General features: G+C 62.4%; 22 protein-coding genes and 2 tRNA genes. 13 read left to right on the forward strand and 11 right to left on the reverse strand.

Annotated features, from left to right (window positions below):
- Positions 1 to 48 precede the first annotated feature (48 nt).
- Complete coding sequence (locus tag EWH12_RS17245; protein WP_129927324.1) at positions 49 to 2964, forward strand: CHAT domain-containing protein; 2916 nt, start codon at positions 49 to 51, stop codon at positions 2962 to 2964.
- Here the strand turns inward: EWH12_RS17245 and EWH12_RS17250 are convergent.
- The 4 genes from EWH12_RS17250 to EWH12_RS17265 form a co-directional block, all read right to left on the reverse strand.
- Positions 2961 to 4829, reverse strand: coding sequence for an ABC-F family ATP-binding cassette domain-containing protein (locus EWH12_RS17250; protein ID WP_129927325.1), 1869 nt, complete (start codon positions 4827 to 4829; stop codon positions 2961 to 2963). The two genes, EWH12_RS17245 and EWH12_RS17250, sit on opposite strands and share 4 nt — an antisense overlap.
- A gap of 438 nt (positions 4830 to 5267) precedes the next feature.
- Positions 5268 to 5912 carry a hypothetical protein gene (locus EWH12_RS17255; RefSeq protein WP_129927326.1) on the reverse strand — a complete coding sequence of 215 codons (645 nt, stop codon included), beginning with the start codon at positions 5910 to 5912 and terminating at the stop codon, positions 5268 to 5270.
- A complete protein-coding gene (locus EWH12_RS17260) occupies positions 5912 to 7255 on the reverse strand; it encodes an AAA family ATPase (RefSeq protein WP_129927327.1) in 1344 nt (447 codons plus the stop codon). The genes EWH12_RS17255 and EWH12_RS17260 overlap by 1 nt, the downstream gene beginning before the upstream one ends.
- 218 nt (positions 7256 to 7473) lie before the next feature.
- The gene (locus tag EWH12_RS17265) at positions 7474 to 9747 is read right to left on the reverse strand and encodes a glycoside hydrolase family 3 N-terminal domain-containing protein (RefSeq protein WP_129927328.1); all 2274 of its coding nucleotides are present in this window, start codon (positions 9745 to 9747) and stop codon (positions 7474 to 7476) included.
- A 425-nt stretch (positions 9748 to 10172) separates the two neighbouring features.
- Here EWH12_RS17265 and EWH12_RS17270 point away from each other — a divergent pair, with 425 nt between their 5' ends.
- The 7 genes from EWH12_RS17270 (at position 10173) to EWH12_RS17305 (ending at position 15354) form a co-directional block, all read left to right on the forward strand.
- The gene (locus EWH12_RS17270; RefSeq protein ID WP_129927329.1) at positions 10173 to 11336 is read left to right on the forward strand and encodes a DUF5906 domain-containing protein; all 1164 of its coding nucleotides are present in this window, start codon (positions 10173 to 10175) and stop codon (positions 11334 to 11336) included.
- A 265-nt stretch (positions 11337 to 11601) separates the two neighbouring features.
- Positions 11602 to 12102, forward strand: coding sequence for a hypothetical protein (locus EWH12_RS17275; RefSeq protein WP_129927330.1), 501 nt, complete (start codon positions 11602 to 11604; stop codon positions 12100 to 12102).
- 589 nt (positions 12103 to 12691) lie between these two features.
- On the forward strand, positions 12692 to 13384 hold the full coding sequence (locus tag EWH12_RS17280) for an integrase arm-type DNA-binding domain-containing protein (RefSeq protein ID WP_242496109.1): 693 nt from the start codon (positions 12692 to 12694) through the stop codon (positions 13382 to 13384).
- A 57-nt stretch (positions 13385 to 13441) separates the two neighbouring features.
- Positions 13442 to 13741: a CtrA inhibitor SciP gene (gene sciP, locus EWH12_RS17285; protein WP_129927331.1), complete on the forward strand. Its 300-nt coding sequence runs from the start codon at positions 13442 to 13444 to the stop codon at positions 13739 to 13741.
- A gap of 82 nt (positions 13742 to 13823) precedes the next feature.
- Positions 13824 to 14231, forward strand: coding sequence for a DUF4332 domain-containing protein (locus tag EWH12_RS17290; protein WP_129927332.1), 408 nt, complete (start codon positions 13824 to 13826; stop codon positions 14229 to 14231).
- A 310-nt stretch (positions 14232 to 14541) separates the two neighbouring features.
- Positions 14542 to 14967: a large conductance mechanosensitive channel protein MscL gene (gene mscL / locus EWH12_RS17300; protein WP_129927334.1), complete on the forward strand. Its 426-nt coding sequence runs from the start codon at positions 14542 to 14544 to the stop codon at positions 14965 to 14967.
- Between the two features lie 27 nt (positions 14968 to 14994).
- The gene (locus tag EWH12_RS17305) at positions 14995 to 15354 is read left to right on the forward strand and encodes a hypothetical protein (protein WP_129927335.1); all 360 of its coding nucleotides are present in this window, start codon (positions 14995 to 14997) and stop codon (positions 15352 to 15354) included.
- A gap of 495 nt (positions 15355 to 15849) precedes the next feature.
- On the opposite strand, the gene EWH12_RS17310 is transcribed toward EWH12_RS17305, so the two are convergent.
- The 4 genes from EWH12_RS17310 to EWH12_RS17325 all read right to left on the reverse strand — a co-directional run bounded on the left by EWH12_RS17310 (position 15850) and on the right by EWH12_RS17325 (position 18289).
- Positions 15850 to 16257 (reverse strand): DUF4332 domain-containing protein, encoded by a 408-nt coding sequence (locus EWH12_RS17310; RefSeq protein WP_129927336.1) that lies wholly within the window; start codon positions 16255 to 16257, stop codon positions 15850 to 15852.
- A 212-nt stretch (positions 16258 to 16469) separates the two neighbouring features.
- A complete protein-coding gene (gene wrbA / locus EWH12_RS17315; RefSeq protein WP_129927337.1) occupies positions 16470 to 17069 on the reverse strand; it encodes an NAD(P)H:quinone oxidoreductase in 600 nt (199 codons plus the stop codon).
- A complete protein-coding gene (locus EWH12_RS17320; RefSeq protein WP_129927338.1) occupies positions 17066 to 17878 on the reverse strand; it encodes a DODA-type extradiol aromatic ring-opening family dioxygenase in 813 nt (270 codons plus the stop codon). The genes wrbA and EWH12_RS17320 overlap by 4 nt, the downstream gene beginning before the upstream one ends.
- Before the next feature lie 3 nt (positions 17879 to 17881).
- On the reverse strand, positions 17882 to 18289 hold the full coding sequence (locus tag EWH12_RS17325; RefSeq protein ID WP_129927339.1) for a DoxX family protein: 408 nt from the start codon (positions 18287 to 18289) through the stop codon (positions 17882 to 17884).
- 103 nt (positions 18290 to 18392) lie between these two features.
- Between EWH12_RS17325 and EWH12_RS17330 the strand changes: the two genes are divergently transcribed.
- Entirely contained in the window at positions 18393 to 19265 is an 873-nt protein-coding gene (locus EWH12_RS17330; protein ID WP_129927340.1) for a LysR family transcriptional regulator, read from the forward strand.
- Positions 19266 to 19443: 178 nt separating this feature from the next.
- Here the strand turns inward: EWH12_RS17330 and EWH12_RS17335 are convergent.
- Both EWH12_RS17335 and EWH12_RS17340 read right to left on the reverse strand, forming a co-directional pair.
- Positions 19444 to 19519, reverse strand: a tRNA-Lys gene (locus EWH12_RS17335).
- A gap of 52 nt (positions 19520 to 19571) precedes the next feature.
- Positions 19572 to 19658: transfer RNA gene (locus tag EWH12_RS17340), tRNA-Tyr, on the reverse strand.
- Between the two features lie 104 nt (positions 19659 to 19762).
- On the opposite strand from EWH12_RS17340, the gene rlmB reads away from it, so the two are divergent.
- Positions 19763 to 20503 (forward strand): 23S rRNA (guanosine(2251)-2'-O)-methyltransferase RlmB, encoded by a 741-nt coding sequence (gene rlmB / locus EWH12_RS17345; RefSeq protein ID WP_066605794.1) that lies wholly within the window; start codon positions 19763 to 19765, stop codon positions 20501 to 20503.
- A 23-nt stretch (positions 20504 to 20526) separates the two neighbouring features.
- On the forward strand, positions 20527 to 21273 hold the full coding sequence (locus EWH12_RS17350) for a hypothetical protein (protein ID WP_129927341.1): 747 nt from the start codon (positions 20527 to 20529) through the stop codon (positions 21271 to 21273).
- 147 nt (positions 21274 to 21420) lie between these two features.
- Here EWH12_RS17350 and EWH12_RS17355 read toward each other — a convergent pair whose 3' ends face one another.
- Positions 21421 to 21738 carry a 2Fe-2S iron-sulfur cluster-binding protein gene (locus tag EWH12_RS17355; RefSeq protein WP_066605787.1) on the reverse strand — a complete coding sequence of 106 codons (318 nt, stop codon included), beginning with the start codon at positions 21736 to 21738 and terminating at the stop codon, positions 21421 to 21423.
- A gap of 76 nt (positions 21739 to 21814) precedes the next feature.
- Here EWH12_RS17355 and EWH12_RS17360 point away from each other — a divergent pair, with 76 nt between their 5' ends.
- The gene (locus tag EWH12_RS17360) at positions 21815 to 22432 is read left to right on the forward strand and encodes a DNA-3-methyladenine glycosylase family protein (protein ID WP_129927342.1); all 618 of its coding nucleotides are present in this window, start codon (positions 21815 to 21817) and stop codon (positions 22430 to 22432) included.
- A gap of 1 nt (position 22433) precedes the next feature.
- Complete coding sequence (locus EWH12_RS17365) at positions 22434 to 22652, forward strand: DUF2188 domain-containing protein (RefSeq protein WP_129927343.1); 219 nt, start codon at positions 22434 to 22436, stop codon at positions 22650 to 22652.
- The last annotated feature ends 157 nt before the right edge of the window (positions 22653 to 22809 follow it).

Consider the following 22809-nt stretch of genomic DNA (forward strand, 5'->3'; position numbering starts at 1 on the left):
GTCAAAAGCGGGGGTGGTGTCGTGCAGCTTTCCACGCGGTGTGCGGCCATGATTCTGGCGCTGGCCCTGCCGACCCATGCGGCGTCCGCGGCCGCCCCGACGGGGGCTTTTTCGCCCACCGACCTGCGCCATGCCCGGCTCTATTTGCTTGAACGGCAGGCGACTGCTCTGTTCGACAGCGACGATTATGCGCTGTCCATGTCGCAAAAGACCCGCGACGCCTGGACCCGACTGCATAGCGCCGCAATGAAGACAAAGGTCGCGGGCAAGCCCCACCCGCTCGCCGGGGTCGCCTTGATCAACCTATCCTCCATGGACCAGATCGACGGCAAGAATCCCGACGCGCTGGCCCATGCCAATGCAGGCCTGGCGCTGCTCGCGCCCTTCGCCGACGCCTATTCCGTGGCCTGGATGCAGGGCCTGTCGATCAAGGGCTATGTCCAGGCGGCGCTGGGCGACGTGACCGGCGCAGCGGAGATATTGGCGCAGGCCAGCCGCTATATGGACGGCTATATTGCTCGCACGCCGTCCGACAAACTCGACCCGTCGACGCATATGCTGCGATCGAACATCGCCTTCTCCCACGCCCAGGCGCTGACCCGGCTTGGCCGCAATGACGAGGCGGTGGACGCGCAAAAAGCCAGCATGGAGGCGCGGATCGCGGCGGCCGGCCCCAACAGCCCCGACACGATCGGTTCTTATTACAGCTATGCGCAGATGCTTCAGCGCGCCGACCGCGATGTGGAGGCGGAAAAATATGCGCGCATGGCGGTCGACATCGCCACCGATCATGTCGACCGCAAACATCCCAGCTACGCTCGCGCACTCGAAGCGCTGGGTCTGCTGCTGTCGCGCACCGGACGGCGCAACGAGAGCCTCGATTATCTGCAGCGCGCCATCGCCATCAAGCGCGACACGGTCGGCGCCGGCAGCCTCTATTTCCAGTTCGGCCTGCAAAATCTCGGCACCGTGCTGTTGCCGCTGGAACGCTATGCCGACGCTGAAACCCTGTTCATGGAGGCGGAACGCGGCTTTCGTGGGATCGAAGGGGAAAATAGCCCGCAATCGGCTCGCGCCCTCGCCTTCGCCGCATCCGCAACGCTGGCAGAGGGGCGGCGCGACCAGAGTGTCGAGCGGTTCAACGCTGCATTGGCGCGGGTGCGCGCCGGATCGGACAAGGACCGGGATATCGGCCAGCGGGTCTATCCCTATCTCATCCCGGCTTTGATCGCCGCCGGACATGGCGAAGAGGCCCGCGCCGCCGCTGCCGCCTTTGCGGCTGAAACGCGCCAGCTCGACAATGCGCCTGCGATTCCCTTGGCGCAGGCGGCGATGCTGTCCGCCTGGACCGGATCGGACCAGGCGGCGCTCGGCGAGACGGCGCGACGCCTTGCCGGCTTGCTGCGCGACGATGCCAGTGTCCATGACGACGCCGAACTGACAGAGGAGCAGCGGGCCGCGCTCGACACGATCCTGGCGGTGGCGACGCAGGCGCAGGACGCCGCGCTGGCGCTGGACGCGATGGCGATCCTGGCCGGATCGCGCATCGCCCAGGCCAACCGGCTGGTCGCCCAGCGGCTGGTCGCCGATCCGGCGCTGGCTGCGCGGGTGCGCCGCCTGCAAGACCGTACCAAGACGCTTCAGGCCGCCGACAGCCGCCTGCTCAAGGCCTTGGCGACCGACAACGGCGTCGCGGCGGCCCGCACCGAACGCGCCGCCGTGGCGGCAACGGTCGATGCCGAGCGCGCCGCCATCGCCCGCGACTATCCACGCTGGGTGGAGGCGAAGGGCGGCGAGCGGCCCGATCTGGAGACTGTGCGCGCCGGGCTGGGTGAGGACGAAGCGCTGCTGGCGGTGATGCCCGCTTTCGACGGAGTCTATCTGCTCGCGGTCAGCGCCGGGGGCACGCGGATCGAGCGGGCGCAGATGGATCGCGCCGCGCTGGTGGCGTTGGTGGGGCGGCTGCGCGGTTCGCTTAGTCCAGCCGGTTTCGACCAGGGCAGCGCACACATGCTATATCGCCAGATATTCACCCCCGGCATCCTCGCCACGCTGGGCAAGGCGCGGATGCTGCGCATCGTGCCGACCGGCGCCTTCGCCTCGCTACCCTTCGGGATGCTGCCGCAGCGGCCGATGGCCGCGGTGACGCGCCATGCGCCCTGGCTGATCCGCCGCTTCGCAATCGAGGTGCAGCCCGGATTTACCGCGACCAGAGATCGGCGACAGCAGATGGCGGCGCGGAACCAGCGTTTTCTGGGCATTGGCGCGCCGCTGACCTTTGGCGCCGTCCAGACGACCGATGCGCCGCGCGGCGCCGGGGCGATGCTGGCCGCCAACGCCTATTTCCGCACTGGCGGCGCGGATGCGCGGGCGCTGTCGCAATTGCCGCCGCTGCCCGGATCGCAGGCCGAATTGCAAGCCGTAGCGCATCGCTTCGGCATGGATCGCACCACCTTGCTGATCGGACGGGACGCCAGCGAAGCTGCGCTGCGGGACCGTGACCTGTCCGGCTATGCCGTGATCCTGTTCGCGACCCATGGGCTGGTCAGCGGCGAGATGGAAGGCGTGACCGAGCCCGCGCTGCTACTGTCCCCCCCGGCCGCCGATGCGGTCGGCGACGACGGGCTGCTGACGGCGTCGGAAGTGGCGGCGATGCGGATCGGCGCGGACTGGGTCATCCTGTCGGCGTGCAACACCGCGGCGGGGAACGACGCGCAGGCCCCGGCCTATTCGGGGCTGGCGCAGGCGTTTCGCTATGCCGGGGCGGGATCGCTGCTGGTGTCGCACTGGCCGGTGCGGGACGACGCCAGCGCCTTCGTCACATTGGAGACGGTGAAGGGCGCGGCGCGTGGCCTGCCCCGCGCCGTGGCGCTGCAGCGGGCGATGCTCAAGCTGATCGGATCGAAGCGGCCCGCCGCCGCCCAGCCCTATATCTGGGCGCCGTTCATTCTGATGGGGCGTTAACCCGCTTCCAGCGCCGCGCCGGCCTCCATCCAGATTTCCTCGGCGCTCTCCAGCTTCTTTTCAACCTCGGCCCGCTTCATCATCAGCTGGCTGGTGGTCATCTTCGCTTCCGCGCCGGTCGCCGCCTTGGGGTCGGACAGGACCGTATCGATACGCTTGCGCTCGGCGATCAGGGTGGTCATTTCGCGCTCCGCCTTGTTGACCGCGTTTTTCAGCACCTTCTGCTTTTCGCGCCATTCGGCGGCGGCCTTCTTGTCCGCCTTGCGATCGACCTTCGGGGCGTCGCCGCTGCTGCTGTTGCCGTCCGCCTTGCGCAGGATGATGTCGGTATAGTCATCGAGCGATCCGTCGAACGGCTGGGCGGTGCCGTTGTCGACCAGCACCAGACGATCGGCGACCAGTTCGATCATGTGCCGGTCGTGCGACACGATCACCACCGCGCCGCTATAGTCGTTGAGCGCCTGGACCAGCGCTTCGCGGCTGTCGACGTCGAGATGGTTGGTCGGTTCGTCGAGGATCAGCATGTGCGGCGCGTCGCGGGTGATGAGCGCCAGCGCCAGACGGGCGCGCTCGCCGCCGGACATGGAGCCGACCTTCTGTACCGCGCGCTCGCCGGAAAAGCCGAAGCGGCCGAGCTGGGCGCGGACCGCGCCCGGCGTCGCGCCCTTCATGACGCGGGTCATATGTTCCAGCGGCGTGTCGGTGACGTCCAGTTCCTCCACCTGATATTGGGTGAAATAGCCGACATTCATCTTGGGGCTGGAGGCCATCGTCCCTTCCATCGGGGCGAGTTGCGCGGCGATTAGGCGGGCCAGCGTCGTCTTGCCATTGCCGTTGCGGCCGAGCAGCGCCAGGCGGTCGTCAGGATCGATGCGCAGGTTGATGCGCTTGAGGATCGGCGTTTCGGTGTAGCCGACCGAGGCCATGTCCATGGTGATGAGCGGCGGCCGCAGTTCGGCGGGGCTGGGAAAGCCGAAATGCAGCGTCGGATCTTCGCTGGCCGCGGCGATGGGCTGCATCCGGGCCAGCGCCTTGGCGCGGGACTGGGCCTGTTTCGCGGTCGAGGCGCGGGCCGAGTTGCGGGCGACATAGTCCTGCAACTTTTCGCGCTCCGCCTGCTGCTTGGCGCGGGCGGATTCGAGCTGGGCGAGCCGTTCGGCGCGCTGCCGTTCGAAGGCGTCGTAACCACCGGGATAGAGGGTGACCTTCCCCCCTTCCAGATGGAGGATATAGTCGACCACATTGTTGAGCAGGTCGCGTTCGTGGCTGATGACGACCACGGTCCCGCGATAGGCCTTGAGGAAATTTTCCAGCCAGAGCGTCGCTTCGAGGTCGAGATGGTTCGACGGTTCGTCGAGCAGCAGCAGGTCCGGGTTGGAGAAGAGCAAAGAGGCGAGCGCCACGCGCATCTTCCAGCCGCCCGAATAGCTGTCGAGCGGGCGGCCCTGCATTTCCTCGTCAAAGCCGAGGCCGACGAGGATGCGGGCGGCGCGGGCGGGCGCGGTATAGGCGTCGATCGCCGTCAGCCGCTCGTAGATATGGCCGAGGCGATCGGGGTCTTGCGTATGCTCCGCCTCCGCCATCAATTCGGCGCGTTCCTTGTCGGCTTCGAGCACGGTGTCGAAGGGGGTCGCGGTGCCGGACGGGGCTTCCTGCGCGATATAGCCCAGCCGCGTGTCGCGGGGCATGTCGCACGAGCCTTCGTCGGGATCGAGCTGGCCGATCATCACCTTCATCAGCGTGGACTTGCCCGCGCCGTTGCGGCCGATGAGGCCGACGCGGCTGCGCGGCGGCAAGGCAGCGGCGGCGCGATCGAGAATGACGCGGCCGCCAAGGCGCACGGTGATGGCGTTGAGATTCAGCATGGGCGCGCCCTTAGCATGGGTGCGCGGGGTCGGAAAGCCGTGGTCGCGGCGTTTTACAAAGCGGTGATGCGTTGCGAAGTTCACACCGTCGTGGCTGACGCAAAAGCGTGGGGACGGACGGGTGGCGTCGATTTCGCAATAGGAGAATTTTTGCGAAATGGGGGCGTGCCGCGCTGGGGTATTGCGTGGCGGGCGGGAGGCTGACGGTGGAAAGAGCTTGGGGGGATTATGGCATGGGTGGTGGGGTGTAGGACAGGGAGAAGTGGCCGATTAGCGACTATCCCGTTATCTGTAGTAGCGGATTGCTATCCGTCTGCCTTGACGCACCGCCATCCGCGAAACGGCATGATAGATGTATTTAGACCGCTAGCCATTTAGCGACATTTGCTGAGACGCAGCTAGCCTTAGACCAACAAGTAACCTCTTTACATCAACGGTTTACTCAAGGAAACCGGCATGAGTGAGAGCATTTCGCAAACTGACCTCGAACATCTTAAAAGAATTGGCACGACGCAGCTGATCAATGCTTTGCTCCTGCGCAATTCTAACAAGAATATTCCGAGCGGTTGATCTCCTGTTTGTCACGCTTCTTATTATAGCTTCGAGACTTGCTTTAGGATCTAGAAGCCTCTCAGCAGCCAACGGGGTATCCGGGACTAGATGATGCGAAATCTCATTTACACCCAGCGCTGCTTTAATTGCGGTGAGATCCGCCAATGCCCAAGCTTCTACTTCTTTTTCTGGAGATAACATGACCGCAATCTGAGCATTAAAGTCACATATCTCCTGCGCCTTTTGAATGAGTTGCTCTCTGCGTTGTGCCACATTTGCAGCTAGCCCACGCCCCCCAAGATCGGCATGCACGAATATAATATGGAACTCGTTCTTTCGCTGGCAAATCTCTGCAGCCACCTTATCGAACGAGCGATCTCCAATTCCAAATTCCAGCGCAGGAAATTCACCAATATCACAAGGTCTTTTGCCGGAAATACGGATGATATCGTCCAGTAATCTGGGAATGATAACATTGAAGTATTGAGCATCACTCTTGCCTTCATAGAAGGCAGACCAAGACAGATACATTAAATGCCACCCGCCTTGTTTCTCAAAATTTCCTCTATTTTTTCCGGATACAAATGGTGTTCGTCATCGAAAAGACCCTTTGATGGGGCAATCCTTCTCATTCTAGTGCGAGTTTCAGAAATCTCTGAACCCACATGGGTGCTGCGAACCATATCAGCGAACAAAACTTCGTCAGAATTCAAAGTTCCCATTACCGCCGGTGAGTGAGTATTGATAAGGACTTGAAAATAGTCACCATCTTCACCCTGCTCTTTGGTAGCTTCGCGCAACAACGTCAGTAAGTCTGGTATTCGACCTTCATGGACACCGTTTTCCGGCTCTTCGAAGCAAAGAATACCTTGGCGATTAGGGTCATCGATTACCGCAAGAAGCGCTAAAAGTCGGATAGTACCATCACTAATTACACGAGAACTAAACGATGTTCCATCTCGAACCTGAACATCAAATGCGTACTCTCTACTTTTACTATCGTCTAAAACTCTAACATTTCGCACCTGCGGAATCAACAGAGCTAGGTCTGCAGAAATATCGGCGATTGCTCCTGTTGGCCTATTATCCGTAGCCGACAGCCTTTGTATTTCCGAAAGACTAGCAGCAAGATTTGATGCATTGCTCCTTAACCGTTTGTCTTCGAAACGATCATTTGCTCTACGAGCTTCTGTCGGATTAATCTCAAGAAATTGCGGGCCAGCAATAAGCTTTTTCAGTGCGTAAAGGTGCCTGAATTCAGAGGTGGCGATCGTCGATAGCGCGCTCCGCGATGCTTCCGCAGCGGGGAGTTGTAGAGGGCTTCCTCTTTTAGAAGTACCGCTTTCCGCAACGCCATCCTGCCTGATGGTGAAAACCCTTGGCCGACCTTGCGAGTCTTTCTCAGTCTCCAAAAATGGCGTTTTCCGGCTTGACCGACTAATTTTTGTCGGTGTCTGAAATAATATCGTGTCGTCGTCAGCACGAATTAGCCTGCAATCCTCATGAGTGACAAATATTCCATGGGGATCTTCCTTCATTTCGACGCTAATCTCGTAACGAAGACGTTGAGCGGGCGTTTCAAATCCCGCACCGAAATCATCTACGCCACGAACAGGAAGAAGAACTTCTATCGCAAAATTCATTTTTGTCTGATGACCAGAAGGTGTCTGCCGAAATAGTTCTTCTGGTTCACCTCGAAGCTCTTGCATTGCTTGCCGCACGTCAACTTGTGCAAGCCTTGAAAGAAATTTCAATGCATCAAATAGATTCGATTTTCCGGTCGCGTTCGGGCCGACCACAGCCATAAAAGGTTTTAGATCTGCGGAAAACTCCCGAAAAGTCTTGAAGCCATCTATTTCAATTCTGGTGATCAAACTAAGCCTACCAAATGTTTTGGCTTAGCCTCTCGATCTGTGAGGCTACCCGACCATGCCACAACGTCGCAAATGTTGATGTTTTTGGCAAGCTTAACCGAATGGGAGCATCCGGTTACGTGTCACGCGCTTGGTGGGAAAGATGACCACAAATTGCGCGATCCCTACGGCCCTTACTCCTCCCCTTACGAATAGGGGCTTTAGTGCGCCAGCCCGCCCTACCCCTTCGCCGGTCCCTGCGCATAAAGCGTAAACTCGCCCTTCAATCCACCCACGCTCGACTGCCCGACCCACAGGTCGAACGCGCCCGGTTCGGCGATGCGCTGGCTTCGGGCGCCGACGAACTCCAGATCGACGCGCGACAACGAGAAGCGCACCGTCTTGCTTTCGCCCGGACCCAGCGTCACGCGGGCCATGCGCTTTAGCTCGCGGATCGGGCGGGTGCGGCTGGCGACGCGGTCGCGGGTGTAGAGCTGGACCACTTCGCTGCCCTTGCGGTCGCCCTTGTTGGTGATGCGGGCGGTCACTTCGATCGCGGCGTCCCAGCGCAGTGCGCTGTCGGACAGTTTAAGCTGGTCCAGCACGAAGTCGGTATAGGTCAGACCGTGGCCGAAGGGGAACCTCGCACTATTGTCGGTGGTGGCGTAGCGGGCCTTATATTCGCTACTGCCATTGCCCAGCACCGGGCGGCCGGTCGATTTGCGGTCATAATAGAAAGGCTCCTGCCCGCTTTCCCAGGGGAAGCTGACAGGGAGTTTGCCCGAGGGATCGACCTTCCCCAGCAGGATGTCGGCGATGGCGTGGCCCGCCTCGCTCCCCAGGAACCAGGTGGCGAGGATCGCCTGCGCATTGGCGACGCCGTCGTGCAGGGCGAGCGCGCGGCCGTGGCGCAGCAGGATGACGACCGGCTTGCCGGTCGCCGTGACCGCGTCGGTCAGCGCCTGTTGCGCGGGCGGGATTTCGATGACGGTACGGGACTGGGCTTCGCCGGACATGGCCTGCGATTCGCCGATGGCGAGCAGGACGATGTCCGCCGCCTTGGCCGCCGCCACCGCCTTGGCGATGCCGCCGTCGATCGGCCCGCTGATGTCGCTACCGCGCGTGACGGTGAGCTTCGTCGGGTCGGGGAGCGCGGCGCGCAGGCCCGTGGCGATGTCCACGCCCTTGTCCGGGTCGCCGTAAAAGGCCCAGGGGCCGTAGAGATTGGCGGTGTCCTGTGCGAAGGGGCCGATGAGGGCGATGGCCTGCCCCCTGGCCGGGTCGATCGGCAGGACGCCTTCATTTTTGAGCAGCACGACCGATCGGGTGGCGGCTTCGCGGGACAGGGCGCGGTGGGCTGGGGTGAAGATGCGGGTCTTTTCCGCTTCCTCGTTCAGCGACCGCCAGGGGTTGTCGAACAGGCCGATGGCGGCCTTCACATAGAGGATGCGGCGCACGGCGACGTCGATCGTGCCCATCGGCACCGCGCCGCTCTTCACCAGATCGGGGAGGTAGCGGATATAGAGGCCGCTCTGCATCGACATGTCGACCCCGGCGAGGACGGCGAGGCGGGCGGCGTCGCGGTCATCCTCCGCAAAGCCGTGGGCGACCAGTTCTTCGTCGGCGGTGTAATCGGAAAAGACGAAGCCGCGAAACTGCATTTCGCCGCGCAATATGTCGGTGAGGAGTTCGCTGTCGGCGGTGGCGGGGACGCCGTTGATCTCGTTGAAGGCGGCCATGGTGGTGAGCGCGCCGGCCGCGAACGCCTTGCCAAAGGGGGGCAGATGGGTTTCGCGCAGCGTTTCCTCGCTGATGTCGACATTGCCATATTCCAGGCCCGCGGCGACCGCGCCATAGGCGGCGAAATGTTTGGGGCAGGCGAGCAGCGCGTCGTCGCGGCGCAGGTCGCGGCCCTGATAGCCGCGGATGCGGGCGGCGGAGAGGAGGCCGGTGAGGGTCACATCCTCCCCTGCCCCCTCCACTACGCGGCCCCAGCGCTGGTCGCGCGCGACATCGACCATGGGGGCGAAAGTGAGGTGGAGGCCCGCGGCGGTGGCTTCGATCGCCTGGGCGCGGGCGGTGCGCTCGCACAAAGCGGGGTCGAAGCTGGAGGCTTCGGCGAGGGGGACCGGGAAGATGGTCTTGAGGCCGTGGATGACGTCGCCCGCGAAGAGCAAGGGGATGCCGAGGCGGCTGTCCTTGACCGCGATCTCCTGCGCGCGGCGGCCGCCTGCAACGCCGATGCCGTTGAAGAGGCAGCCGACCCGGCCCTTGCGGATTTCCTGCGCGAGGCGCTTTTCGTCCTGGATGCCGACCTGCGGGTTGGGGGGATTGAAGGGGCGGAAGCTGTCGGCGAGGCAGGTCATTTGCCCGGCCTTTTCCTCCAGCGTCATCTTCGCGATCAGGGCGTCGACGCGCGCCACGTCGGTCTGCGCCAGGGCGCGGCGGGGGAGGCCGAGGGCGAGGACGCCGCCCAGCGTGCGGATGAGAAGGTCGCGGCGATCGAAGGTCATGTGGGGAGGGCGTAACCGGACAAGGATGAATGAAACTTGTCCAGCCAACGCGAGCGCGCGGATTTTGTTGCACCGCGTCAACGACCCTGCGGCGCGGCGCGTTCGTCCGCGGTGGGGGGCAGCGATGCGGGGAATGTCTGGGGAAGGCTATGGTGGACGCATTTGGGCTCGAACCAAGGACCCGCTGATTAAGAGTTCGACAGGCCAAAAACGGCCTGACCTCGCCTGACCACGAAAACGATTGTCTTCCAAGCATCTAGCGGGAATGACGTGGCTAGGCCGTGGTTGGAAAGTCTAACCCCGGCTCCGTCTTAACCGTCTTAGGAGCCGTCTTACAATGGCTGAGCTTACCGACAAGGCAGTGGAGAAGCTGCCGCTCGCGACCGGCGGGCAATACGTTGTGCGCGATGATTTGCCCGGCTTCTATGTCGTGGTTCGGCGCGGACCAGCCAACCTACAAGCCGCAAGGGAAGTGGTGGCTGGACAATCCCAAGCGTCGCCAGGTGCGCGGGCTCATCTTCCGGCCGGGCGGTGCCGAGACGGTCAATGGCTACCTCAACCTCTGGCGCGGCTTCGGGCTCGATCCTGCGCTGGGCGACTGGTCGCTCATGCGCGCCCACATCCGCGACATTCTCGCGGACGGTGATGAGGCCAGCGCCGACTACATCATCCGCTGGGCCGCCTGGGCAGTGCAGCATCCCGAATATCCTGCCGAGGTGGCGCTTGTGTTCAAGGGCGGCATGGGCACGGGGAAGGGCACGTTCGGCCGGGCTATGCGCAAGCTGTTTGGCCAGCACGGCCTGCACCTGACCTCTCCCGCCCAGGTGGCCGGGCGCTTCAACTCCCACTTGCGCGACGTGTGCCTGTTGTTCGCGGATGAGGCGATCCGGCCCGACGACCGCGCGGCGCGCGGGGTGCTCAAGGCGCTTCTCACCGAACCGACGCTGCCAATCGAAGGCAAGGGCCGGGATATCGTGGAGGCTCCCAACTATGCCAAGGTGGTGATGGCCTCGAACGACGATTGGGTGGTCCCGGTCGACATCGACGACCGCCGCTTTGCCGTCTTCGGGGTGTCCAACGACCGGCGGCAAGATGAAGCCTATTTCGCCGCGCTGAATGCCGAGCTCGACAATGGCGGGCTCGAAGCCATGCTGCACGACCTGTTGGCGATGGAGCTCGGCACCTGGCACCCCCGGCAAGCGATCCCCGACACAAGCGCGCGGCGCGAGCAACAGATGGCCACGCTCGACGGGTTCGACGCCGTGTTCCTCGACCTCTTGCGCGAGGGCGTAATCCCCTCCGACCGCTGGCCGGGCGTCGATCAACCCTTTGTCGCCACAACGGCGCTCCGGGCACTCGCCGCTGAGCGCAACCGGCGCAGTGATGTTTCGCTCAACCAGGTGTCGGACCTGTTGAAGCGGCTGGGCTTCGAGAAGGTGCGTCGGTCGCGGCCGAGCGGCTTTGTGCTGCCGACGCTGCCGGAAGCGCGAGCGGCATGGGACCGCGTGTGTACGCCAGTGGCGTGGGACGACGCCGATTGCTGGGTTGCAATGCAGGACGGTGGCGATCCGGCGCGGGGGACGTTCTGATGGCTACCGACTACCGACCTGTTACCGACCCTACCGACCTTTGCGAGGTCGCTTCTTGGGCTTTTGGGGGCCGAGCGCCCGCCGACCACGCCTTCCTGCCCCCTAAAAAAGAGAGCCGAACGCCGCCCGAGCGGCCCTGCTAACTGCCAGTTAGCAGGTCTGTGGCCGCAAACCCCTACGGCTGCCATCGGTTCGGTGTGCAGTGCTCCAATTAAGACGGTGAAAACGACGGGAAACCCCGCTGGAAAGGGCTATGGAACAAACAATGAACAGTGAACCGAAGTCGCGCGCCAAGAAGCGCAAGGAGCCAACGGGCCTGACGGTACGCGATGCGTCCGGCATCGCCATGCTGCCCCCGGCCGTGGACATTGTGCGCAACATGGCCCGGCTGGGTCACCCGGTGCCGAGCATCGCCGCCGCCCTGGGCATCAGCAGGGAGACGCTGAACCAGTGCCGGAAGCGCCAGCCTGAGGTCGACGAGGCCTTTGCCCAAGGCCGCGCGGGGCTGGAATTCGAGCTCGCCAGCAGCCTCGTGGAGGCGGCCCGCAAGGGCAACATCGTGGCGGCCATGTTCGCCCTCAAGTCGATGTTCGGCTACCGCGACAATGGCCAGACCGACACGGCCCCCAAGGTGGCGGTGCAGATCGCCTGCCACCTGGTAGGGCACTCGGTGGTCGATTTGCAGGTACCGGGCTTCAAGCGGCTCCTGGGTGAATGCGTCGCGCGCGCCGTACATCTCGATGAGTTTGGCCTTGAACGGCTTTGAGAACGCCTTGCGCCCGTCGATCCGTCCGGCCTTGATGTCGGCTGGATCACCGAACCGGTAGACCCCGATCTTCCGGCCGGTCTTCGCAGACACCCTGTCGCGCTTCATCACGATGGGAATGCCAGCTTCTTTGACGTCGCCAGCGACGCGCGGGGGATGGTCGTAGCCCAGGTCGTTGAGGTCTTCGGTGGAGCAAGTGCCATGCTCAATCAGGTAGTCGATCAGCGCCCGCGCTCGTTTCGCGGTCACTTTGTCGCACAAGGCAAGTATCCGAGGATCAACGTCTTTTCTGGCCATTGGCCGACGCTAACCGGAATGGCAGTCGCAATCCAGCTTTTGGCGCTCTGCCGTCTTAATCCCCGTCTTTCTAAGACGGTGGCCCTTGAGGGGAGGTGCTAAGGTATTGGAAAGTTTGGTGGACGCACTTGGGCTCGAACCAAGGACCCGCTGATTAAGAGCCATGATCAGAGGGTCCTAGCGCGTCCGCATGGGTCCAAAAATGGCGGAAATCTGCGATTCATAGTCCGCATTGTTCTTGAAATGTTCGCCAGTATCCACTACAAAAAGCTACCTAAGGTAGCAGGTACATATGGCGAACAAAGTAGGTTTGACGGATGCGAAGATCGCAGGGCTGAAGGCGCCGACAGCGGGTCAGATTGAGCTCGCCGATGGTATCGTACCCGGACTTAGGCTCCGCATGGGTGCCAGTGGTATCAAGACGTACATTCTGCGCAAGCGGGTTCAGGGCAAATGGTTGAATGTGACAATCGGACGCCATGGGCCAAGCTTTACGCTGGCCCATGCCCGAAAGAAGGCGCGCGATCTGCTTGTCGATGTCGAGCAGGGCAAGAGCATCGCCAGAAAAGCGGGGGCAAAGAGAAAGGGATCAAAAGGGGTCGGGACAGTCGCGGAACTCTACGAGACGTACCTTGCTCAGCAGATCGAGGGCAAAAAGCGGAGCGCGAGGGAGTTCGATCGAGTGTTCCGAAAATACATCGAGCCCGAGATTGGAGACCGGCTCGCGGACTCCATAACCCGAAGTGACGTGAGCCGCTTCGTTGAGAAAATTGCGTTCGAGCGGGGCAAGGAAACCCTGACGATGGCGCGGATCGTGTATCGCCACCTTTCAACTTTCTACACTTGGGCGCTCACCAGATTGGAGCATATGCCCGCCAATCCATGCCGGGATGCATGGCGGCCGAAGCGGAATGAGCCTCGCGACCGTGTACTCAGCGACCGTGAGCTTGCTGCGCTTTGGCAATCTGCGGTCGAGGATGGCTAGCCTCCTCATGGAGCGGCGGAAGCGCTGCCGCTTTCAGTTTAGCTATTGGCAGTTGCAATGATTGAGAACCAGAAGATCCGTCCGGCAATGGTCATAGGACCACTTGGAGAGCCGCTCACTCTCGAGTCCCTGCCGCCGAGGGAAACAAGGCGCTGGGTCGTTCGACGCAAGGCAGAGGTCGTTGCTGCGGTCAATGGCGGTCTGCTAACCATTGATGAAGCGTGCGACCGGTATAGTCTGGCCTTGGAGGAATTTGCGTCCTGGCAGCGAGCTGTCGAACGATCCGGCATGGCTGGACTTCGTGTCACACGCCTGCAGCACTATCGCGATCTGTATCAGCGCCTGCAGAAATATTGATCGGCGTTTACAAGCCCGACTAGCCGAAATAGGTTCATTCTCTGGTACAACCAGCCCATACCAGAGGAAAAGGGAGCGAACGATGGCGTACAAGATCGATGAAATTGAAGGCATTGGCGCGAAGTACGCCGAGCGGCTGCAGGCCGCAGCGATCAAGACCACGGACGACCTGCTTAAATCATGTGGGAGCCGCAAGGGCAGGGAAGAAGTCGCCGGGCAGACCGGATTTTCGGCCAGCCAACTCCTCAAGTGGGCAAACATGGCCGACCTGATGCGGATCTCCGGAATTGGTGAAGAATTTTCGGAACTACTCGAAGCAGCGGGTGTCGACACCGTCAAGGAACTCGCCACGCGCAAAGCCGAGAATTTGTCGGCCAAGATGAAGGAGGTCAACGACGCCAAGAAGCTGACCCGGGCACTGCCTGCCGCATCGCAGGTCCAGAAATGGATCGACCAGGCAAAGACCATGGATGCGGTTATCAGCCATTGAACCGTTAGGTTCCTTCAAAACTGCGCGAGGAGGTATGGGCGAAAGCCCGGGGCAGAGGCAGAGTGTGGACCGTCTCTGCCTCCTTGGCGATACCGATGGAAACCGCATCCTCGAACCTCGTGGCGGAACCGGCGAAAAATCCGATGACTTTTGCGATGGCCCTGTCATTTCTCAACGGAATTGGCTCCCACATTGAAAGTATGAGCCGTGGGCAAGCAAGTGCAGGCTGCTCCCCGGCGGGGCCGCGCGTCCTGCTTGACATTAATCCGCGCCAGTTCAGGTTGTGATTCAATCGAGGAGGATGATTCTGATGCTGAAGGAGTTCAAGGAATTCATCGCGAAGGGCAATGTCCTCGATCTGGCCGTTGCCGTGATCATTGGCGCAGCCTTTGCGAAGATCGTCTCCAGCCTCACGGACGAGATCATCATGCCGGTTGTCGGCGCCATATTCGGCGGTCTCGATTTCTCGAGCAAATTCATAATCCTTGGTGAGGTTCCGGCGAGCTACCACGGCTCATTGACCGACTATGCTGCCCTGAAGGCGGCTGGCGTTCCGATCCTCGGCTGGGGGTCATTCCTTACCGTCCTGCTCGACTTCCTTATTCTTGCGTTCATCATCTTCCTGATGGTCCGCACCGCAACCAAGATGATGCGAAAGGCGCCCGAAGCCGAAGCCGGCCCGAGCGAAGTAGAGCTTTTGACCGAGATCCGTGACGAACTTCGGGGTAAGGTCTAGCCTGAAACAAGATACAGGGAGTTTGCGATGAGTATCCTGGATAATATCCTTGGCCAAGTGGGCAGCAACATCGACATTGCCAACATGGCTGCGAAGGTCGGAATTGATCCTGCCATGGCCGAGAAGGCCGTTGCTGCCTTGGGCGCAGCCCATTCGCAGCCATCCGACACCGTAGCGACCGCCGCAGCACAAACCGGTATTGACAGTGGGACGTTGAACCAGATCGTCGGTCACATCGGCGGCGAGGGTGCTCTTGCCCGCTTCAGCCAGCTTTTTGGGGACCACCCGCAAGCCGCTGGGCTCCTTGGAATGCTTGACCGTGATGGCGACGGAAATCCACTCAACGACGTCATGGGCATGGCGAAGAACCTGTTCGGCAAGGACTAATCCTCAGCCGATGAGGGAGGGCGATTTGACGAATCCGGAGTTCGCAAAACGTCGGTGATGGCAGTTGCTGCGCCTCGCGCTGTTGGTCGCGGCTTTGCTTGCGATCACCCTGCAGTTCGATACCAGGTCGGTCCCGTTTGGGCTGCTTGGTTTGGGCGTCGTGACCGCTGCAGCATTTCTGATCGTTCTGACGATTTCGACAATTATAAGAGAGCTTCGCGGGCCCGAATAGTCCCGAACGAGGCGACCTCCTTGTCGCGGGGATCTCCGCGCGCTCAACCGGTGTCGCTATTTTCGCCGAGACCGGTGCGATGGAGCAGCTCTGGTTGTTCTGGCTTGCCCCATTGGTCGGCGCGGCGGTCCTGCTGGGCATCGTCAACTTCTTCAAGCGCGGCAGCGTGCGCTGATCGCGGCTGAAAGAGGAGCCCCCGATCCGGATGGTCGGTTTTTGGAAGGCCGTCGGATTTCGGGGCAGTTCCCGGCGATGGTGCGGGATTAGTAGCTGATTGCAGGATCCAGGGTTTTTGCCTGATCGACCCACTTCTGCACTTGCGTGATCGCCGGCAGCGCCCGGGTCAGGCTCTTCGCCTCATTCACTTCTTTCAACTTCGCGGCAAGATTTTCCGCATTGCGCGTGGCCAATTCCTTGACAGTGTCGACGCCGGCCGCTTCCAGCAATTCGGAATATTCCTCAGCGATCCCAGAAATCCGCATCAGATCCGCCATATTGGTCCATTTGAGGAGCTGGTTAGCGGAAATACCGGTCTTCTCGGCGGTCTCATCGCGGCCTTTCCGGCTACCGCAGGCTTTGAGCAAATCGTTGGTTGAATAGATCGCGGCGGCCTGCAAGCGCTCAGCGAACTTGGCGCCAATGCCTTCAATCTCGATAATCTTGTAATCCATTTGCTTCTCCCATGACCCAGAATTACGCCCAGCAATAGTCTTCCAGCGAGCGTGCAAGCTGACACCCTTCAACAGCTGTCACAAGACACCTCGAATCCTGAAATCGCGATACCTGACGAACGAGGTCATCTGTCAACCAGTACGCTGACGCGGTGATAGATGGGGTTGAAGAGCGGGCGCCACCGTGGTGACGGCAGCCCTGCCGCTCTGGGTCAGCCGAACAGCTTGCTGGCGGTCCCTGCTACGCGCGCGCCAAGATAGCGAGCACCAGCGAGTTCATCCTTGTCGGGCTGGCGGCTGCCATCGCCGCCGGCAATGGTCGTGGCGCCATACGGTGCGCCGCCGCGGACCTTGTCATGGCCTGATTGTCCAGCGAAGCCGTAGTCGAGCCCGACGATGGTCATGCCAAAGTGCAGCATGTTGGTGATGAGCGAAAACAGCGTCGTTTCCTGACCACCATGTTGCGTCGCAGTCGAGGTGAACGCGGCGCCGACCTTGCCGTTGAGCGCGCCGCGCGCCCACAGCCCGCCGGCCTGGTCGAGAAATGCCGCCATCTGTGAAGAAATCCGGCCAAACCGCGTGCCGGTGCCAAGGACGATGGCATCATAGTTTTCAAATTCGGCCACCGTCGCGACGGGGGCCGCCTGATCGAGCTTGAAGTGGCTCGCCCTGGCGATCTCCTCGGGAACGGTCTCGGGCACGCGCTTGATATCGACGGTGGCGCCCGCTTCGCGCGCACCTTCCGCGATGGCCTGCGCCATCGTCTCGATATGGCCGTATGCCGAATAATAGAGGACGAGAACTTTGCTCATGACTGATTTCCTTCTGGATTGGTCGGCATAGCTGAGGCGCCGAAGGCGTAGGCATCCATGCGCAGGACGCCGTAAGTGTTGCTGGTGTGGAGGCGCTCCACGGGGGCGCTCGCCCCCGCCGCACCCAGTGCAACGAACAGCGGCAGGAGATGCTCCTCGGTCGGATGATTGCGCTGCGCGTGTGGGGCGAGGCGGCGATAGGCTAGCAGGTCGCAGGTGCGTCCCTCCTTGAGCGCCACATCGAACCAGTCGGCAAAGGCGGTAACCCATTCGGGCTCTGCCATGCCTGCCTGACCGCGCCAGCTCGACAGGTCGTGCGTGAAGCTGCCGCTTGCGACGATCAGCACGCCTTCGTTTGCGAGCGGTGCGATCGCGCGGCCGACCTCCAGGTGATGCCCGGGGCCAAGCTGGCTTTGCACCGATAGCTGAACCACCGGGATGTCGGCTTCCGGCCAGGCGAGCATCAACGGCACCCAGGCCCCATGGTCGAGCCCTCTTGCGGTATCCGTCGCCGAGGGAAGTCCGGCATCGGCGAGGAGATCGACGATCCGGTCGGCAAGCTGCGGATCGCCAGGCGCGGGATAGGTCAGTTTGTAGAGTGCATCCGGAAATCCCCCGAAATCGTGGATCGTCCGGTTGCGCTCGACCGCGTTGACGGTGGGGACGCGCGTTTCCCAGTGGGCGGAAACCACCACGATCGCGCGCGGCCGCGGCATTGCCGTCGCAAGACCCTTGAGGAAGTGGCGGGCAGCCACATCCTCGAAAGGCAGTGTCGGCGCGCCGTGCGAGAGGAACAGCGGGCGGGCCATGGCTCACACCTTGCTCTTGAAGGGATTGCCTATGGCATAGGCGCCGTCGCCTATGATGGCCTGAGACGCCAGCACGATCGTCCAGAACACCGGATATTCCCAACCGCCGCCGGGATTGGAGAAGGTGAAACCGTTGCCGGCGTGCGGCACGATCGCCCCGATCATGATCGGCAACGCCGCCAGTGCAGCCCAGCGCGTCATCAAGCCGAGGATCAATGCGAGACCAAGCCCGATCTCACCGGCCATGACCGGATAGGCCAGGATGCCGGGAAATCCGATGCTCTCGAAGAAGCCGGCCGTTCCGGCGGGCGTGAACACCAGGAGCTTGATCAGCCCGTGGGTGAGAAGAATGGAGCCGCTGGTCACGCGGAGCAAGGCAATCGCCTGCGAAGTCGAAGCTGTCTGGGTCATGGTCCAGAGTCCTGTGTGTCGATGACCATCAGTTACGCTGCTACATCACTGCATGCCATTCGCGATGTTTGACTAGTGCTCATGCGATTTCGTATAGTATGGTATGGATTGGGACGACCTCCGCACATTCCTTGCCATCGCCCGGCACGGCACGCTTTCTGCCGCGGCTCGCGCGCTCGGTGTAACCCAGCCGACGATGGGGCGCCGGCTCACGGCGATGGAAGAGCGCACGGGCGCGCGTCTGCTGCAACGACTGCCCGGCGGCTACGCCCTGACCCCGCTCGGTGAGACTATTCTTGGTAACGCAGAAAGGGTCGAGGCAGAGGTTCTCGCCGCAGAGCGCACCATCACCGGGAAGGACATCGCGCTGGAAGGCCTGGTCAGGCTGACCACGGTCGATACGCTGGCCGCGCGGATCGTCACTCCGGCGCTCGCCGAACTGCAAGCGAAACACCCCGGCATCATTGTCGAACTGGTTCCCGACACGCGTTCACTCAGCCTGTCCAAGCGGGAAGCCGACATCGCGCTGCGCATGTCACGTTTCGAGGGGAACGAGGTGGCGGCCCGACGCGTCGGCGCGCTCGCCATGGGACTGTACTCAGCCCCGGATATGGCCCGGCGCATCGAGGAGGGGCAAGCCCGCCTCGTAACGGTGCTCGACGATCAGGCGCATTTGCCGGAGGCCAAATGGCTGCGGGATGCCTTTCCCGATGCGCTTATCGGTTTTCGCTCCAACAGCCGTGAGGTGCAGGTTCACGCGACTCTTGCAGGCGCCGGGGTTGCGGCGCTCGCCCGCTATCGTGCCGATGGGGAGCCCGGGCTAGTTCGCCTGTACCCCGACAGACCTGACCTTGTTCGAGACATCTGGATAGGTGTGCATGTGGACATGCGCCACATGCCGAGAGTGCGGGCAGTGACCGATACAGTTGTCGAAGCACTGCGGAAAAACGCCGCGATTCTCAATCCGGGTCACTGAACCCCAGTTGTTGATAGAGCAAGACAGGCTCGAGCACACGCTCGAGCCAGCTTTTCGTCGCAATACCTTGATCAACCGTCGCCGGATCCGCTGCTACCTAGAGAGCTACCTAGCGATCTGCGAGCGGAAATCCGGTTGGCCCAAGGGCCATTTAATACGTTGAAATATATGGGGAATTTGGTGGACGCACTAGGGCTCGAACCTAGGACCCGCTGATTAAGAGTCAGCTGCTCTACCAACTGAGCTATGCGTCCACACCGGCCTGTTCCGGTCCGTTAAAGGACCGCCTGCATCGGCCCGATGCAGTGGTGGACAGGGCTGGATTCGAACCAGCGTACGGGAAACCCGGGCAGATTTACAGTCTGCTGCCTTTAACCACTCGGCCACCTGTCCAGTGCCCTGCGCGACAAGAAATTTGCGTTCCCGCCTCGCTGGAGGCGGCTCAATGGCGAAAGGAGACTTGCCTGTCAATGGGGTGATGTGAAAAGAGCGCAATCATGAAAAAGCCCAATCGCTCCACCAAGTCCAAGGGCGCCTTTCCGCGCTTCTATGGTCGTCACGCCGTCATAGCGGCGCTCGCCAACCCTAACCGCATCGTGCGCAAGATATGGGGCACGCGCGAAGCGCTGGGCGCCCTCGATCTGCCGCCGGTGCTGCCGATCATCTATTCCGACGTCGCCGACATGGGCCGCATGGTCCCGTCCGACGCGCCGCACCAGGGCATCGTCGCCGAAGTCGAGCCGCTGGACGATGTCTGGCTGGGCGAGATATTGGAGGAAGGCCAGGACGACAGGCGGCCGATCCTGGTGCTGGACCAGGTGACCGATCCGCATAATGTCGGCGCGATCCTGCGCTCCGCCGCCGCTTTCGACGCGCTGTGCATCGTCACGCAGGACCGGCACGCCCCGCCCGAATCGGGCGTGCTGGCGCGCGCGGCGTCGGGCGCGCTGGAAAATGTGCCCTGGGTGCGGGTGGTGAACCTGGCCCGCGCGCTCGAAGAGATTGCCGAAGCGGGCTATTGGCGCATCGGGCTGGACGGCGACGCCGACACCATATTGGGCGAGGCGATCGGCGAATCGCGTGTCGCCCTGGTGCTGGGGGCCGAGGGCGAAGGGCTGCGCCACAATACGATCGCCCATTGCGACATCATCGCCAAGCTGCCGATCAGCCCGCGGATGGAGAGCCTGAACGTGTCGAACGCCGCAGCGATCGCGTTGTACGCCGCAACGGTTCGCTAACCGGCCTATAGAAAGGAAGCGCCATGGACCGCCTGTATCGCACCCTGGGGGCGCTGGCGGGGCTGCTGGCGCTCTCCGCCTGCCTGGTGACGCCGGGCGCGTTCGAATCGAGCCTGGACATCCGTGCCGACCGCAGCTTCGCCTTCGCCTATAAGGGCGAGATATTGGCGTCGGACATGGGCAAGAGCGGCCTGGCCGGCGGCGGGCCCTCCACCGACGACACGCAAGACGACGCCGAGGCCGCGCCGACGCTGATGCAGATCGCCGCGCGCGACGAGGATTTCAGCGACGCGGTCGCCGATGGCGCGGACAAGGGCGACGAGGCGCAGATGCTGGCGATCGCCGCGGCGCTGACCAAGGAAAAGGGGTTTCGCTCGGCCCGCTACATGGGCAACCGCAAGTTCGAGATCGATTATGCGATGACGGGCAAGCTGACCCACGCCTTCCTCTTCCCCTTCAACATCGACGCCCAGATCATACTGCCCTTCGTCGCGGTGGAACTGCGCGGCGACGACCGGGTGCGGGTCAAGGCGCCCGGCTTCGCCAACGGGTTCGACAAGAGCCAGGGACCGGCCGGCATGGGAAATGGGGCAGGGGACGAGGCGGCCAAGGCGCTGAACGGCCGCTTCACGCTGACAACCGACGCGGACATCGTCAGCCAGAATCAGGAAGAGGGCGCGCAAACCACGCCGCAAGGCAAGCGGATCATCTGGACGATATCGCCGCTGACCAGCGATGCCCCAGCGGCCACGCTGCGGGTGAAGCCATAATGGCATAATGGCGTGTCCCCGCGGAGGCGGGAACCCAGTTCGGACGTTTCGACTGGGTTCCCGCCTCCGCGGGGACACATATATTCGCATCACAGGTCATGCTTTGGTGCGACAAGACATATCGCACCCGCCATGTTCAAAGACGCTTCAGTCTTCCGGCGCGATGGTGACGCGCAGGCCGTCGAGCGAATCGCTCAGCATCACCTGGCAGGACAGGCGGCTGGTTTCGTTGCGATGGTCGGAACTGTCGAGCAGGTCGTTTTCGTCCTCACTCATGGCCGGCAGCGCGTCGGCGAAGGCCGGATCGACATAGACATGGCAAGTCGCGCAGGAGCAGCAACCGCCGCACAGCGCCAGCAATTCGTCAAAACCGTTGTCGCGAATGATTTCCATCACCGACAGGCCATTGTCGCCATCGACAGCCTGTTCTTCACCTGCACGGTTGACCACGATCAATTTCGGCATCTATCCAATCCCCTCGAATTTTCTCCGCCGCTCTGACCCACAGACGCCGGGAAATCAAGGGCTGGACAGCAGAGACATGGTTACAAGTGCAGAAGAGTTGCGCGCCAGCCTGGACGCCATCGCATTGTTGGAGCCTGGCTTTGGCGCGGCGATCGGCCGGGTGGGCTATCCCGCGCCGCGCGCGCGGGCGCCCGGTTACGAAACGCTGCTCCGGACCATCGTTGGCCAGCAGGTCAGCGTGGCGGCCGCGGCGGCGGTGTGGCGCAAGCTGGAAGCGGAACTGGGCGAAGGCTGCGTGCCCGACGCACTGATCGCGCGCGACTTCGACACTTTGCGCGCCTGCGGCCTGTCCCGTCAGAAACAGGGCTATGCCCGCAGCCTGGCCGACCTGATCCTGTCGGGCGCGCTGGATCTGCACGCCTTGCCCGCCGATGACGAGGAGGCGATCGCCCAACTCGTCCGCATCAAAGGCATCGGCCGCTGGTCGGCGGAAATCTACCTGCTGTTCGCGGAGGGGCGACCCGACATCTGGCCCGCCGGCGACCTGGCGGTGCAGATCGAGATCGGCCGCATCCTGGGCCTGCCCGAACGGCCGAGCGAAAAACTGACCCGCGAAGTCGCCCAAGCCTGGCGCCCGCATCGCGGCGCCGCCGCGATCATGGCCTGGCACCATTATAACACCGAGGTATTTTGACATGACTCTCCCGCACGCCCGCTACATCGTCCTTCAACATGAGGGCGTCTGGAAGATCAATCTGGACAACAGATATTACGGCCCGTTCCCGACGCAGGCGTTGGCCGTGGACAGCGCCACCGGCACGGCGCGGCAGGCGAGCGAGGCGGGCTATCCCGCATCGGTGCTGTTGATGCATGGGGCGCAGTTCGAAACGCTGTGGACCAGCGTTGCGGACTGACCTGTTCTTTAGAGCAGGTTTTGGAGCGCAGGGTCGTGTCCCAGGAGGTGGTGTAGGAACCGTCAATCCACGGCAGGATCGGGATCGGGTTCGGGTCAGGCAGCCAGAGCTGGCAGGCTGACAATGGGGTTATGGCTCACCGCGCCGATTGTTTCCA

Origin of the sequence: Sphingobium cupriresistens (assembly GCF_004152865.1) — a bacterium.
Lineage (GTDB): Bacteria > Pseudomonadota > Alphaproteobacteria > Sphingomonadales > Sphingomonadaceae > Sphingobium > Sphingobium cupriresistens.